Origin of the sequence: Thalassospira profundimaris, assembly GCF_003326755.1 — a bacterium.
Lineage (GTDB): Bacteria > Pseudomonadota > Alphaproteobacteria > Rhodospirillales > Thalassospiraceae > Thalassospira > Thalassospira profundimaris_B.
Genome location: NZ_JPWH01000009.1, coordinates 138,188 through 153,862, shown reverse-complemented (window position 1 = coordinate 153,862; position 15,675 = coordinate 138,188). Strand labels below are relative to the sequence as shown.

11 protein-coding genes are annotated in these 15,675 nt (G+C 55.4%); 4 read left to right on the top strand and 7 right to left on the bottom strand.

The features are described from left to right. Window positions 1–46: 46 nt before the first annotated feature. The 6 genes from TH25_RS12365 to TH25_RS12340 form a co-directional block, all read right to left on the bottom strand. On the bottom strand, window positions 47–3,685 hold the full coding sequence (locus tag TH25_RS12365; RefSeq protein ID WP_114088727.1) for a hydantoinase B/oxoprolinase family protein: 3,639 nt from the start codon (window positions 3,683–3,685) through the stop codon (window positions 47–49). 74 nt (window positions 3,686–3,759) lie between these two features. Continuing rightward, the gene (locus TH25_RS12360) at window positions 3,760–5,058 is read right to left on the bottom strand and encodes a TRAP transporter large permease (RefSeq protein WP_114088726.1); all 1,299 of its coding nucleotides are present in this window, start codon (window positions 5,056–5,058) and stop codon (window positions 3,760–3,762) included. Between the two features lie 12 nt (window positions 5,059–5,070). Beyond that, complete coding sequence (locus TH25_RS12355) at window positions 5,071–5,583, bottom strand: TRAP transporter small permease (RefSeq protein ID WP_114088725.1); 513 nt, start codon at window positions 5,581–5,583, stop codon at window positions 5,071–5,073. A gap of 116 nt (window positions 5,584–5,699) precedes the next feature. Further along, on the bottom strand, window positions 5,700–6,674 hold the full coding sequence (locus TH25_RS12350) for a TRAP transporter substrate-binding protein (protein ID WP_114088724.1): 975 nt from the start codon (window positions 6,672–6,674) through the stop codon (window positions 5,700–5,702). A gap of 339 nt (window positions 6,675–7,013) precedes the next feature. Further along, window positions 7,014–7,523: a winged helix DNA-binding protein gene (locus TH25_RS12345; protein WP_114088723.1), complete on the bottom strand. Its 510-nt coding sequence runs from the start codon at window positions 7,521–7,523 to the stop codon at window positions 7,014–7,016. Between the two features lie 158 nt (window positions 7,524–7,681). Then, a complete protein-coding gene (locus tag TH25_RS12340) occupies window positions 7,682–9,646 on the bottom strand; it encodes a methyl-accepting chemotaxis protein (RefSeq protein ID WP_114088722.1) in 1,965 nt (654 codons plus the stop codon). A 204-nt stretch (window positions 9,647–9,850) separates the two neighbouring features. On the opposite strand from TH25_RS12340, the gene TH25_RS12335 reads away from it, so the two are divergent. The 4 genes from TH25_RS12335 (at window position 9,851) to TH25_RS25640 (ending at window position 14,706) form a co-directional block, all read left to right on the top strand. Further along, complete coding sequence (locus TH25_RS12335) at window positions 9,851–10,681, top strand: TerB family tellurite resistance protein (RefSeq protein ID WP_114088775.1); 831 nt, start codon at window positions 9,851–9,853, stop codon at window positions 10,679–10,681. Between the two features lie 172 nt (window positions 10,682–10,853). Next, entirely contained in the window at window positions 10,854–12,698 is a 1,845-nt protein-coding gene (locus TH25_RS12330; RefSeq protein ID WP_114088721.1) for an ATP-binding cassette domain-containing protein, read from the top strand. A gap of 239 nt (window positions 12,699–12,937) precedes the next feature. Continuing rightward, window positions 12,938–13,810, top strand: coding sequence for a DMT family transporter (locus TH25_RS12325; RefSeq protein ID WP_114088720.1), 873 nt, complete (start codon window positions 12,938–12,940; stop codon window positions 13,808–13,810). 5 nt (window positions 13,811–13,815) lie between these two features. Further along, window positions 13,816–14,706: an N-acetylmuramoyl-L-alanine amidase gene (locus TH25_RS25640; RefSeq protein ID WP_114088719.1), complete on the top strand. Its 891-nt coding sequence runs from the start codon at window positions 13,816–13,818 to the stop codon at window positions 14,704–14,706. Here the strand turns inward: TH25_RS25640 and TH25_RS12315 are convergent. Next, window positions 14,703–15,539 carry a substrate-binding periplasmic protein gene (locus TH25_RS12315; protein WP_181847593.1) on the bottom strand — a complete coding sequence of 279 codons (837 nt, stop codon included), beginning with the start codon at window positions 15,537–15,539 and terminating at the stop codon, window positions 14,703–14,705. The two genes, TH25_RS25640 and TH25_RS12315, sit on opposite strands and share 4 nt — an antisense overlap. Window positions 15,540–15,675: the final 136 nt, after the last annotated feature.

Below are 15,675 nucleotides of genomic sequence, written 5' to 3'. Positions count from 1 at the left end.
TGCAGCCCGGTAATGGAATGTGCGTTAGCAAGAATCAGGGGCAGGCTTAGGCCTTACCGTACCCCCCACCGCCGGGCGTTTCGATGATGAAAACGTCACCAGGATTCATTTCGGCACCGTCGGTACCTTTGAGTTCGGTAATCGTGCCATCGGTGCGTTCAACCGCATTGCGGCCGAGTTTGCCCGGTTGGCCGCCTGCCACGGCCTGCCCCGGCACGCGACGATGGTTCGACAGGATCGAGGCGGTCATTTTTTCAAGGAAGCGAATGCGGCGCACGGTGCCGTCCCCGCCCCTGAATTTACCTTCACCGCCCGAACCGGTACGGATACCAAAACTTTCGAGCAGGACCGGAAAACGCCATTCCAGCACTTCGGGGTCGGTCAGGCGCGAGTTGGTCATATGGGTATGCACACCCGACGTGCCGTTATAGCCCGGACCAGCCCCCGTACCACCACAGATGGTTTCGTAATACTGGTGCTGGTCATTGCCATAGGTGAAGTTGTTCATCGTGCCCTGCGCCCCCGACATGGTGCCAAGGGCGGCATAAAGCGCATCGGTAACATGCTGGCTGGTTTCAACATTCCCGGCCACCACGGCGGCGGGATGCACGGGGTTGAGCATCGAGCCTTCGGGCACAATCAGGTTCACCGGCTTCAGGCAACCCGCATTGAGCGGAATGTCATCATCGACCAGCGTCCTGAACACATAAAGCACGGCCGCGCGCGTGACCGCCGAAGGCGCGTTGAAGTTGTTATCCAGCTGGCTGGATGTGCCAGTGAAATCCACCGTGGCCGACCGGTTGGCCTTGTCGATGGTGACTTTGACACGGACAACGGCCCCGTTATCCATTTCATAGGCAAATTCACCGTCATTCAGCCCTTCGAGCACCCGGCGAACACTTTCTTCGGCATTGTCCTGCACATGCTTCATATAGGCATGAACCACGTCCAGACCGAAATGATCGACCATCTTGCGCAGTTCCTGAACGCCCTTTTCATTGGCTGCGATCTGGGCCTGCAGGTCGGCAATGTTCTGATAGGGGTTACGTGCCGGATAGGTCGCCCCTTCGAGCAGGGCGCGCAGCCCGGCTTCATCGAATTTGCCCTGATCAACCAGTTTGAAATTGTCGATCAGAACGCCTTCTTCCTCCAGCACGCGGGAATTGGGCGGCATGGAACCCGGCGTGATCCCACCCACATCGGCGTGATGCCCGCGCGAGGCGACATAAAACAGAATATCCTTGCCCGCATCGTCAAAGACCGGGGTGATCGCGGTAATGTCCGGCAAATGGGTGCCGCCATTATACGGGTCGTTCAGGATATACACATCGCCCGGCTTCATATTCCCGGCATTTTTGGTCATCACCGCCTGGACGGATTCCCCCATTGAGCCCAGATGCACCGGCATGTGCGGGGCATTGGCAATGAGCAGGCCCTGCTGGTCAAACAGCGCGCAGGAGAAATCGAGCCGTTCCTTGATATTGACCGAATAGGAGGTATTGGCGAGCGTCACCCCCATCTGTTCGGCAATATTCATGAACAGATTGTTGAACACTTCCAGCATCACCGGGTCTGCTTCGGTGCCAATCGCCTCGGTCCGTTTAAGCGGCACCACGCGGGTGAGAACCAGATGATCCCGACCATTAACCCTGGCTTCCCAGCCCGGATCAATCACGGTGGTACCAACCGGTTCAACAACCACCGCGGGGCCGGTCACAACCGCACCCGGCTTCATGTCTTCGCGTTTATAAAACGGTGTCTCATGCGCCTCGCCGCCAAACACCACACGGCGGGTGGCAAGCGCGTTGACCGATGCGTCGCTGTCATCCACGGCTTCGGCATCCGGTAAGCTTTCTGTTTCGCCGATGGCTTCAACCGCGACCGCCTCGACCACCAGGGGTTTTTCTTCCATCACAAAGCCGTAACGCTGTTTGTGCTGGTCTTCAAACTGGGCCTTGATGTCGTCCGCCGTGCCAAAATCAACGATCAACGGATTATCGGTGCCGTCATAGCGCAGATGCAGTTTTTTCAGCAGGCGGATTTTATCATCACCAATACCTTGCTCGTGCAATTCGCCACGCGCTTCCACACCGAGCTTGTCAAGCTGCTGGTCCAGATTTGCCAGCTCATCGGTTTTAAGGCGGGCTTCAACCGCCTGTTCGCGCATCGCCCGAATATCAGCCAGGCCCATGCCATAGGCCGAGAGAACACCGGCAAAAGGATGGACAAAAACACGGGTCATACCCAGCGTATCGGCCACCTGGCAGGCATGCTGCCCGCCTGCCCCGCCAAAGCATTGCAGGATATAATCCGACACATCATAGCCACGCTGTACCGAAATCTGCTTGATCGCATTTGCCATATTTTCAACGGCAATCCGCAAAAAGCCCTCGGCCACTTCTTCGCTGGTCATGTCATTGCCGGTATCGGCCTTGATTTTGGCGGCCATTTCGGCAAAGCGGGATTTGACCGCTGCGTCATCCAACGGTTCGTTGCCTTCGGGGCCAAAAACCGGCGGGAAGAAATCGGGCTGGACCTTGCCCAGCATGACGTTAATGTCAGTCACGGCCAGCGGCCCGCCGCGACGATAGGCCGCCGGGCCAGGATTGGCCCCGGCACTGTCGGGGCCAACACGGAAACGCGCACCATCAAAATGCAGAATGGACCCGCCGCCTGCGGCAACGGTGTGAATTTTCATCATCGGCGCGCGCATGCGCACCCCGGCGACCTGGGTTTCAAAATCGCGTTCATATTCGCCGTCATAATGCGAAACGTCGGTCGAGGTACCGCCCATATCAAAGCCGATGACCTGCTTGAAGCCATCCATCTCGGCGGTGCGCACCATGCCGACAACACCGCCCGCCGGACCGGAGAGAATGGCATCCTTGCCCTGAAATTTGGAGGCATCGGTCAGCCCGCCGTTGGACTGCATGAACATCAGCTTCACACCGCCCAGTTCGCCTGCCACCTGGTCCACATAACGGCGCAGAATGGGCGAAAGGTAGGCATCCACCACCGTGGTATCACCACGCGAGACCAGCTTCATCAGCGGGCTGACTTCGTGGCTGACGGAAACCTGGGTAAAGCCGATTTCGCGAGCGATTTCAGCAGCGGCCAGTTCGTGTGCGCTGTAGCGATAGCCGTGCATGAACACAATCGCACAGGCGCGAATGCCATCGTCAAAGGCGGCCTGCAGATCAGTACGCAACTGGTCACGATCCAGCGGCGTCAGTTCTTCGCCATTGGCGTTAAAACGCTCCGCGGCCTCGATCACCTGTTCATACAGGCTTTCGGGCAGTTTGATGTTGCGGTCAAACAGGCGCGGACGGTTTTGATAGGCAATGCGCAGCGCATCGCGAAAGCCCGTGGTTGTCACCAGAACCGTGCGGTCGCCCTTGCGTTCCAAAAGCGCATTGGTGGCAACGGTGGTGCCCATTTTCACCGCTTCGATTTTTTCTGCCGGGATGGCTTCATCATCGGCCACACCTAACAGATCGCGAATGCCCTGAATGGCGGCGTCCTTATAGCGTTCCGGGTTTTCCGACAGCAACTTGTGCGTTACCAGCGATCCATCGGGTTTGCGGGCCACGATGTCGGTAAAGGTGCCGCCACGGTCCACCCAGAACTGCCACTTTGCCGTATCGGCCGTGTTGGTTTGCGATGTATTTTGATCAGGCGAAGCCATGATGCTTACTCCTTCAGCATCCGAAATTCAGAAATAGCGGGACAACGGGACCGGCCATGCTGGCCGCACATTGCCTAGTTCATTTGCGTCGGCAGCCAGGTGGCAATGCCGGGGAAAATCGTGATCAGCGCCACAGCGGCCATCAGCAAAAAGAAAAATGGCAGCGCCGCAACGGCGATGGAAAACAGGTTCTTGCCCGTCAGCCCCTGCAAAACAAACAGGTTAAAGCCAACCGGCGGGGTGATTTGCGACATTTCAACCACCAGCACCAGATAGATGCCAAACCACAAGGCATCGATATTGGCAGCCTGCACCATCGGCAAAATGACCGAGGTGGTCAGCACCACCACCGAAATGCCATCAAGGAAACAGCCCATGACGATGAAAAACAGGGTCAGCATCGCCAAAAGGGCATAGGGCGACAGGTGCATGTCCGAGATCAGCCCGGCCAGTTCGCGCGGAATGCCGGTAAAGCCCATCGCCACCGTCAGGATCGAGGCACCGGCCAAAATAAAACAGATCATGCAGGACGTGCGGGTTGCCCCCATCAGACCATCAACAAAGCTCTCCCAGCTTAATGTGCGGCTAAAGGCAGACAGGATCAGCGCGCCGACAACACCAAAGGCCGCGGCCTCGGTCGGGGTGGCGATGCCACCGTAAATCGAGCCAATCACCGCCGAGATCAGCAAAATAACCGGAATAAGACGGCCCGATGCCCGCACCTTGTCCATAAACGGAATGCTGGGTGCTGCGGGAGGCATTTTGTCCTTATGGATGGTGGACCATATCATAACAAAGCCCATAAACAGCACAATCAGCATAATACCGGGCAATACACCGGCGATAAACAGACGCGCAATCGACAGTTCGGCGGATACGCCATAGACAATCAGAATGATCGACGGCGGAATAAGCAAACCCAGCGTGCCAGACCCGGCCAAGGTGCCCAAAATCAGCTTGTCGGCGTAACCCTGTTTGCGCAATTCGGGGATCGACATACGGCCAATGGTGGCCGCCGTTGCCGCAGAAGAGCCGGAAACAGCCGCAAAGATACCGCAGCCCAGAATATTGACATGCAACAGACGCCCCGGCAGCCGGTTTAACCACGGCGCCAGGCCGGTAAACATGTCCTCGGACAGGCGGGATCGAAACAGGATTTCACCCATCCAGATGAACAGTGGCAACGGGGCCAGCGACCAGGTGGCAATGCTGCTCCAGGCGGTGGTTGCCATGACCGGGCCGGTTTGCGCGCCGGAAAAAAACTCAAGACCAATAATGCCGATGGCAAACAGCGACAATGCCACCCACAGCCCTGCGCCCAAAAACAGGAACAGCAGCGCCATCAGGACCAGGCCGATTTCAAGAACTTCCATGTGACCTATCCCTTATTCCGTCATGTCGCTGGTTTCGCGGTCGGCAAACACGGTGGCACGACCCCAAAGCGTATCTATCAAGCCTTCGACCAGGGCGAGCGTGAGCATACCCAGACCAAAGGTCATCGCGGTTTGCGGTATCCAGAGGGGAAAGGCCAAAACCCCCGGCGACGCATCGCCATAGGAAAAGCTTTCCTGGGCGAGGACACCCATCCACCAGGTAAAGTAACCGGCCAGAAAAACCGCAAAGGCCAGCGTGATCAGGTCCATGATGCGGCGCGGCACACCCGATAACTGCCCGACAACCAGCAAAACCCGAATATGCGCCCCATGCCGCAAGGCCGGGCCGAGGGCGAGAAACATGCCTGCCGCCAGCGAAAAGCCCGACAGTTCATTGGCATCGGGAATAACATAGCCAAACAAACGCCCGATGGATTGCGACAGGATCAGCACTGCGATCATCACCAGAAACACAGCAGCCAAAACCGACGTTACCTTAAAAAGAATATCCAGTGATTTACGCACAGTGATCCCCTTTCCACCCGGCCAGGCCGGTGGTTGATAGCGAGATACAGAATATCATTTTGACGGAAGATGATCCGGGGCCTCATAGCGGGTCCCGGATCATCCCAGGATGGATATTATTTCTTGTATGCGTCAATGATGGCCTGGCCGGTATCACCAGTTTCCTTGAGCCAGTCGGCGACCATTTCATCGCCAACCTTGGCAAGGCCCGCCTTGAGGTCGGCACTGGGGGCGGCAACATTCATGCCGTTTTCTTTCAGGATGGCTTTTTTGGCTTCGGCTTCGTCCATGCTCATTTTCCAGCCGCGTTCTTCGGCTTTGGCGGCGGCGTCCATCACGGCTTTCTGCACATCAGGCGACAGGCGGTCAAAGGACTTGGCATTCACGATCACCATGTTTTTGGGCAACCATGCCTGCACATCATAAAAATTATCAACAAAGTCCCAGGCTTTGGTATTGGCCCCGGTCGAGGGCGAGGTCATCATCGCCTCGACAATACCGGTGGCAAAGGCCGTCGGAATTTCCGGGACTTCCACCTGGGTTGCGACCATGCCGGTCAATTCGGCAAGCTGCGAGGTGGTGGCGTTATAGGCACGGAATTTAAGCCCCTTGAGGTCTTCAACCGAATTGACTTCTTTGGCAGTATAAAGGCCCTGGGCAGGCCACGGCACGGCGTAAAGCACTTTCAGGCCGTCTTTTGCCAGCTTTTCCTCGATCGTGCTGCGCGATGCCGCCCACAGCTTCCTTGCATCGTCATAGCTGGTTGCCAGAAACGGAATGGCATCGACGGTGTAAACCGGGTCTTCGTTGGCCAGAAGCGAAATCAGCACTTCGCCAATCGGTATCAGCCCGCGCTGAACCGACCGTTTGATTTCCGCATGTTTGAACAGGGAACCGCCGGAATGAACCGTAATCGCCAGTTCACCATTGGTTGCCGCATCTACATCCTTGGCAAATTCCACAATGTTCTGGGTATGGAATGTCGCATCCGGGTAAGGGGTTGCCATGTCCCACTTCTCGGCGGCCATTGCGGCACCGGCCGAAAAGGTCATCGCCGCGACGGCAACAGCCGAAAGCGCCTTTTTAAACATGTTATCAGTCTCCCGTTTTTAGTTTTCAATTTAGCCTTCCAACAAAACGGTTACATTTTATCGTCATTTTGTCAACGTACTTTCATAACAGACATGCAAAAAGCTGGATGCTTATTTTTTAATCAGCCTTAAGCGGCCTTAATACGCTGAAATAAAATCTTCATTCGACTGTTCTGATGGAAAACGGGCATTGCGCCCCCATACAAAACGGCAGCCTTCCGCACGGAAAGCTGCCGCTTCAAACGCTGATTTTGAATTGGAAAAGACTCGGCTTACATCATTCGCTGGCCCCTTCCTGCCTGCAGATCAAAGCCGGCAGGAAATTTGGAACAGTCAAACTTACATTGCACTTGCCGCGCGCGAGGCCTGGTCATAAACACCGGAAATGGCGCGCAGGGTTTTGGCAACATCGCCGACTTCATCGCGATTAACCCCCAGCCGCTCGAAGGTTTCAATCAGGCAGGCTTCACGCACTTCGCGGTAACGCTGGCACAGCTCGCGGCCTTCCTTCGAGGTGGCGTAATGCACTTCCTTGCCCCGCTTGATGCCGTCCACCAGCCCCTGCTTGCGCAATTTTTTCAGCGCATAATTCACCAGATGACTGTCTTCGACATTCAGCACAAAACACACTTCCGACAGGCTTTTTTCCCGTTCGCGCGAATTCACATTATGCAGAACCAGAATATCAAGAATGGACAGATCGGGCATTCCGGCCGCCCGCATGCAGCGCACAACCCAGCGGTTAAAAGCATTGCCCGACAGGATCAGGGCAAATTCCAGTTCGGAGAGTTCCGCAGCACGGTCGGAAACCAGGTGAGAGGAAGAAACAATTCGCTGTTTTTCGGCCATGTTTGACGTTCCAGTTATTTTTTTGACGCACGTAACCGAAACACGAACCGGACAACAACCACCATCCGGAACAACAATATAACGGTTTACCGTTACTTTATTGCAAAAACTCCGCCATTAACAAGCCCTCTCACCCAACAGTTACCAACGTTTTGTCATCAAAGCGCCCGCATCCTGTCAAGGAAGCTATGCACCTCCTGCTGCAACTGGTTATTTTCCCGCCCCAGATCAGTGGCTGAACGGCTAACATCGCCAGCGGCACTGTTTGTGTCGGCAACAGCCCCGCTCAAACCCGCCATCGCTGCCGAAATTTCTTCGGTGCCGACGGCGGCTTGCTCCACATTCTGTGAAATTTCGCTGGTTGCAGCGGTCTGTTCCTCAATCGCAGCGGCCACGGCAGAGGCGCGCTGGCTGATTTCGGCAATCATGCCAACAATTTCTTCTATCGCGGCAACAGCATCTCGGGTTGCGCCCTGAATACCCGTCACCTGATTGATAATTTCCTGGGTCGCCCGACCAGTTTGGGTAGCAAGATTTTTGACCTCACCGGCAACCACAGCAAACCCTTTGCCGGCGTCACCGGCACGGGCCGCCTCAATCGTGGCATTCAATGCCAAAAGATTGGTTTGCCCTGCAATGTCGCTAATCAGGCCGATCACCTCGCCAATATGCACAGCCGCATCATCCAGACGCTGGATGTTATTGCTGGTGGCACGGGCACGTTCGGATGCCGTAACAGCCATGTTCGAGGTATCGCTGACCTGACTGGAAATTTCGCTAATTGAAGCGGCAAGTTCAGTTGCTGCGGTTGCCACCAGCTGCACATTTGCCGAGGCTTCCTCCGCTCCGGAAGAAACGCCCATTGACTGACGCGACGATGTTTCAGCACTGCTGCGCAACACGGAAGACGAACCATGCAACCTTTGAACCGCCTCCTCTACGGTTGCCATCACCTTGACCACAACCGCATCAAATTCGAGGATATTCTGCTCCTGTTTTTCCATACGAATGCGTCGTTCTTCCTGCTGGCGGGCCTGTTCTGCCTCGAGTTTAGCGCGTTCAATGCCGTTTTCACGAAACACCATCACCGCCCGCCCCATTTCGCCAATTTCGTCCTTCCGGCTGGCTTCGGACAGGTCCACATCAAAATCGTTGTGGGCTAGACGGGTCATCTTCCCTGTCAGCGCCGTAATGGCTGACACTATCCCGCGAGACAACAAAACCGACATGACAAGCAGAATGACAGCCCCTGCAACAAAGGCAAAAATACTCAGCTGAAGGCTTTTTTGGGCGATAATTTTGGCATCCGCACGCTGGTCACTTGCATAGGCATCAACCTTGGCGGTCAATGACGCCAAAAGCGGCTCTGCCGCGCTAAAATAATCACTCAAACGCACGAGTTTTTCTTCGCGTTGCAAGATGGCATCGGCCACATTCGCAAAATCGGCAACATAAGACCTCATCAACTGCAACAAACGGGTTTTATCCGATGCCGGCATGTCATCATTGATCGACAGAGCCGCTTCAAATTCCGCGAAACGCTGTTGTATTTCAGCAAGATATTTACGGTCCAGCCGGGCAAGAAAATCCTTCTCGTGCCGTCGCATCATCAGCATCAGGACTGTCAGTTTATCGGCATCGTATTTTTTCAAATCGCTTTCAACAGCGTGAACCGAGGCACGTAACTTCCCCATCAATCCGCTTTTTTCATCCAGACCAATATCACGCTGCAAGGCAACAACATCGCCAAAAGCTGTGGCATAGTTTTGGAAAAGACCACTAATCTGTTCGATAACTGCATAGTCAGCCGACATTTCCGAACGGGCACGCAAATAATTCAACCCGTCAAGAACCCTGGAAACAGTGGTACCATGCAGATCGACATATTCTTCGTCCCGGCGCAGCAGAAAGTCTTTTTCCCGACGTCGCGCATTTAAAAACTCCAACGAGACCTCGCCGATCATTTGCCGATCTGCTGTCGCGACCTGAGCTGCCTGCTCTGCCTTCTGGCGGGACTGGTTGGAAACAAACTGTCCGATGGCAACAAACGCAAAAACAACAAGCGCAATCGCCCCAATCAGAGAAATTTGATAAATAAGCCGGAACTTTGACAGGAATTGCATGAAAGCGCACCCATTTAATACCTAAGGATAATAACTATCCTTAGGTTGGTACCCGGCGCCACCGTTTCAATGTAATATTGTAAAATAATGGCCATGATGGCCCCCCTTGCCGATACAGAAGTATTATCCTATTTCTGAGACGATCTTAAACAATCCGGCGCCGTGTTTCATTGCACCGCCTTTGACAATCGGAGCATTGAAACCATGAGCATCTGGGGCAAAATTATTGGCGGCGCTGCGGGATTTGCCCTGGGCGGACCGCTGGGTGCCATTTTGGGTGCCGCGGCGGGCCATATGGTGGATCGGGCCAATAATGGCGGCTTCAGCCAGGACCGCATTTCATCAGGCGGGCCGTGGGGCCAGCATGGTGGCGGCAACCCGTGGGGGCAGCGCACAGGGCAATATAGCGGACAATTTGGTGGTCAGTTTGGCGGGGCGGACCCGCGTCAGGTCGCCTTTGCCACCGGGGTTATTGTGCTTTCGGCGAAGATGGCGAAGGCGGACGGCACCGTCACCCGCGAGGAAATAAACGCCTTCAAGCGCCTGTTTCGCGTTAGCGGCCCCGATGCCGCCCAGGTCGGCCAGATATTTGATGCCGCCCGCCGGTCGCCTGATGGTTACGAACCCTATGCCCGGCAAATTGCGCAAATGTTTGCCGGTGAACGCGCGGTTCTCGAAAGCATCCTTGAAGCCTTACACCAGATTGCCCTGGCCGATGGCACACTGCACCCGGCAGAAAAGGAATATCTTCGCAAAGTTGCCATGATTTTCGGCTTTGAAGATGTTGATTTTGACCGTGTTCACCAGGGCAGCACCGCCCCGCGCAGCGAACAGGATCCGTATAAACAACTGGGCCTGACCCGATCTGCCAGCAATGAAGAGCTTAAGGCAGCACATCGCAAACTCTCGCGCGAGAATCACCCCGACCTTTTGATGGCCAAGGGCATGCCCGAGGAATTTGTGGAACAGGCCAACGAAAAAATGGCCCGTATCAACGCAGCCTGGGACCAGATTTGCAAGGAACGCCATATTTGACCATTGGGTCAACCGGCTTTCGACTGTGGTTTGATCGCACCTTGCAATAGCCAGTGGGCGATCGACAACCGGCATGGCCCAACATCACATCATATGATTTCACTTGCACCGCAACGCATTTTGCGGTTTGCAGGGGGCATTAACAATACCGTTTTCGGGGTTTTGATTTTTCATGGCGCCACCACTGATCAATATGAACGACATCCGCCTGACCTTTGGCGGCAATGACCTGTTTTCCGACGTCTCGGTCGCCATTGGCGAACGCGACAGGTTGTGCCTGGTCGGTCGCAATGGCGGCGGCAAGTCCACGCTGTTGAAAATCATTGCCGGTGAAATCGAGGCCGATGGCGGCGAACGCTTTGTCCAGCCTGGCTGCAAGGTCGCCTATCTGGCCCAGGAGCCGCGCTTTGCCGATTATGCCACGGTCGAGGATTATGTCCTAAGCGCGCTGGAGGACCATGAGCAGGATTACGCCTATCGGGCCGATATGCTGCTCGATGCCGTTAAAATTGACCCCAAAGCCGACCCCAGCACCCTTTCAGGCGGTGAAGGCCGCCGGGCCGCCATTGCCCGTGCCCTGATCGCCGATCCGCAGGTTTTGCTGCTGGACGAACCAACCAACCATCTCGACCTGCCAACGATTGAATGGCTAGAAAGCGAGATCAAGGCGTTTCGCGGGGCCGTTGTGGTGATTTCGCATGACCGCGCCTTTTTGAATGCGGTTTCCAATGGGGTTTTGTGGCTGGATCGCGGGGTTTTACGCCGCAACGACCAAAGCTTTGCCCATTTTGATGACTGGTCCGAAGAGGTTTACCGCAAGGAAGCCGAAGAACGCGCCAAGCTGGACAAGCTGATTGCCCAGGAATCGGTTTGGGCGGTACAGGGTATTACCGCCCGGCGCAAACGCAACCAGGGCCGCCTGCGCCGCCTGTATGAAATGCGCCATGAACGCTCGCAACAGGTGGGGCGGATTGGCAATGTATCGCTGGCGTCCGAAACCGGCAGCACGTCGGGCAAGGTGGTGATCGAGGCCACCGATATTGGCAAATCCTGGGATGACAAACACATTATTTCAGGCTTTTCCACCCGCATTTTACGCGGCGACAAGGTGGGCATCATCGGCCCGAACGGGGCGGGCAAAACCACACTTCTGAAAATCCTGACCGGCCAGTTGGAGCCCGACGAAGGCACGGTTAAAATCGGCACCAACCTGACGCCGACCTATTTTGACCAGAAACGCGCCGCCCTGGATGATACCAAAACCCTGTGGGATACCCTGTGCGATGTGGGCGGCGACCAGATTATGGTGCGCGGCAATCCACGCCATGTGGTCAGTTATCTGCGCGATTTCCTGTTTGACGAAAAACAGGCAAGAAGTCCCGTCGGCGCCCTTTCAGGCGGGGAACGCAACCGTTTGCTGCTGGCAAAGGAACTGGCAAAACCCACCAACCTTCTGATCATGGACGAACCGACCAACGATCTGGATATGGATACGCTGGATCTGTTGCAGGAAATGCTGTCGGAATATGAAGGCACGCTGCTTCTGGTCAGCCATGACCGTGATTTTCTCGATCGCGTCGTCACCTCCTCCATCGTGATGGAAGGCAATGGCATTGCCACCGAATATCCCGGTGGTTATTCGGATTATGTGCATCTGCGCAAGCTCTCGGCCAAGGCCGAGGCTGACAATGGCGCGTCAAACACCAAGCCGATCAAACGCGGCGGTGGTGACAAAGGCGGCACCGCCGATGCCACACCGGCCAAGCCCAAAGCCAAAGGCAAGCTAAGCTACAAGGACCAGCGCGATTACGACATGCTGCCCGCCACCATCGAAAAGCTGGAAGGCGAGATTGCCAAGCTGGAAGCGGAACTTGCCGATGGCAGCCTGTTTACATCGGACCCGGCAGCCTTCCAGAAAAAGGTGGACCGCATGGAAGCCGCCCGCGCCGAAATTGCCACGGCCGAAGAACGCTGGCTGGAACTGGAAATGTTGCGCGAGGAACTGGGTATCGACTAACCCTGCCGGAAATCAACAGGTCCTGCCCCCAGGGTTTAAAAGGGAAAGCTGCACAACCGCAGCTTTCCCTTTTTATTGCGACAAACATCAACACCACCAGCACAGACTGCACATTTGTGCATTGGTGCCCGGCGCGCAATAAACTTGAGTGAGTCAAAACAAACACGTAACCATAACGACCAGAAGTTTTATGCGGTGCCTGCCCGGCAGGCTGCGTCACTCTTGATTTCAGGTTGTTTATGCCCCTCAAAGCCGCACTATTATCGCTTTCTGTCGCCATTATCTGGGGCATCAATATGCTGACCGTCAAAGGCGCGGTTGGCGAAATCCCTCCAATGATGCTTACCGCCATTCGTTTTCTTGCGGTTGCGGCCCTGCTGGTTCCGTTTACCCAGGTCCCGCGTGACAAACTGCCAAAACTGGCGCTGTTGTCATTTGTGTTTGGCACCGGGCATTTTGGCGTTCTGTTTTGCGCGCTTTCCATGCTGGATGCCGGGCCGGTCGCCATCATCATTTTACTTGGCGTGCCCTTTTCATCCATGCTGGCGACATATTTTTTCAACGACCGGCTGGGCTGGAAACGCCTGTTGGGCATGACGCTGGCCTTTGTCGGTGTGACCCTGATGTTCTGGGACCCGTCAATGACCGACGTGAAACTGCCGCTGCTGCTGGTGGTGTTTGCCGCCCTAATGTGGGCGGTTGCCAATGTATTGATCAAAAAGCTGGGCGACATCAACACCTTCGAGCTGAATGGCTGGATGGGCCTAATGGCGGCACCGCAATTGCTGGTTTTGTCATTTATTCTGGAACCGGGCGCCATCCATGCCGTTATAAATGCAAGCTGGGTAGCGTGGGCGAATTTGAGCTTCACCGTGATCATGTCATCGATCGTAGCTTACGGGTCGTGGTACTATTTGCTCAAGACCTATGATGTAAACCAGGTCGTGCCGTGGTCGCTTTTGGCACCGGTGATCAGTGTGACCGGGTCTATCCTGGTATTTGGGGAAAGCATCAGCACGTTTAAAATTGTTGGCGGACTAACCGTTCTGGCCGGTGTTGCCGTGATCATGTTTCGCAAACCACCGCAGAACCAGGAACAGGGGATGGATTAAAAACAATGCCGGAACACTCCGAACAGCCCATTATCTGGCACCCCTCGCCCAATTTTGGCGAACGCCCTGCCGAAACTGCGATTGACATGCTGGTCTTGCATTATACCGGCATGCCCAGCGGCGAAATGGCGCTTGAACGGATGTGCGACCCGGCCTCCCAGGTTTCCGCCCACTATATGATCGAGGAAGATGGCTGCATTTATCAGCTTGTTGCCGAGGCAAAGCGCGCCTGGCATGCCGGGCGCGGCCAATGGCGCGGGTGCTGTGATGTCAATTCGCGCGCCATTGGCATTGAAATTGTCAATCCCGGGCATGAATTTGGCTATCGCCCCTTTGCTGTGCGCCAAATTGATGCCCTGAAGGTGCTTATCAAGGCCATTCTTGCCCGGCACAACATACCGGCCCATCACATCATCGCCCATTCCGACATGGCACCAGACCGCAAGGAAGACCCGGGCGAGCTTTTCCCCTGGCACCAGCTTGCAGCCGAAGGCATTGGCCTGTGGCCACGCGAGGACGCAGCAAACCCGTCCTCTGACACCAGTCAAAACACTTTTGAGGATGCACAGGTAAACACAGCCATTGCCGCAGGCGAACATCATACATCGCCAAAAAATATCGCGGCCCTGTCCGTTGACGAAACAGGCAGCCCCCCTGATCCGACAGGGGACACGCCTCCGTTGCGCGATGAAAATGCCGATTGCGAAGCCCTGTTTGACAGCCTGCTTTTGCAATTTGGTTACGGCCCTGGCGACCCGGTTCATAACCGTGTCGCCTTTCAGCGACACTGGCGGCCCACCTGCCTGAATGGTCATGCCGATGCGCAAAGCATTGCCATCTTAAAAGACCTGATTGCCCAATGCCCGCCGTGGTGCCAAAGCACGTCAGAGCCTTAAGGCATTAAACGGTCCTGCGGCAAAACCGGTGTTTCATCGCCGGAAAAATAATGATTGAAGGCAATCTGGCTAAAACCGAGATGTCGGTAAAACAGATGATCAATGCTGCCATCTGACAGCATTTTGGCAATGGCATCGTCATAGCCCTTCATGACCGGGGCCAGCCGTTCCTCCAGCCGCATATAAAAGGGTTCGACATCTACCGCAGGCAACAGGGTTTTCAGGCCCGGCGTCCCCTTGACGGCATCGGACCCAAAATGCAGGCTTGCCAGATCGCGAAACACGACATCCACATAGTTTCGGCGCAACATTAACAGGCCGTGGGCATTTTCGCCCACATCAACCGGATACATATCCGGATCATCAATGATCTTTTCCGGATAATCGTCCCCGACGACGCGCAGCCAGTTTGCCCCCTGAAATGTCGAAAGCCCGTCATAGCCTGCTTTCGGGTAGCTTTCACGCACCACGGCAACCAACACCCTGTTGACGAGGGCGAAACGCGACGTCACCAGTTTTTCAACCGGTTTTTCTTTCAGGCTTTCAAACAGAATGCCGTCATAATGACCCATACGAATACCGATGTGACAGCGCGAATGGGGCATTTGCACAAAAGTCACCGCACGCCCCGCAAGGTCAAAGGCACGCTTGGCAATATCAATTGCCAGGCCCGCAGGTCCGGTATCGTTACCATCATCGTAGGCATAAGGTTCCCACCGGGTAAAGCACAGTCGCACCGCCTCTGTCGCGGCCTGGGACCGCGCCAATGGCAGCCCCGCGATCGCCAGAACCAGAAAACCGAAACAAAGCTGGCGCAGCCCCACCTTGAGCATAGAATTCTTCCAATAATAGGTATATAAATAACTATCCTTAAGTAGTGAAGCAGCCCATCCTTTTTCAAGGGGCAGGCAGACTTTAATCCGGGCTGGCATACCCGGTTTCAATCCTTCCTGCGAATACCGCTTTTGC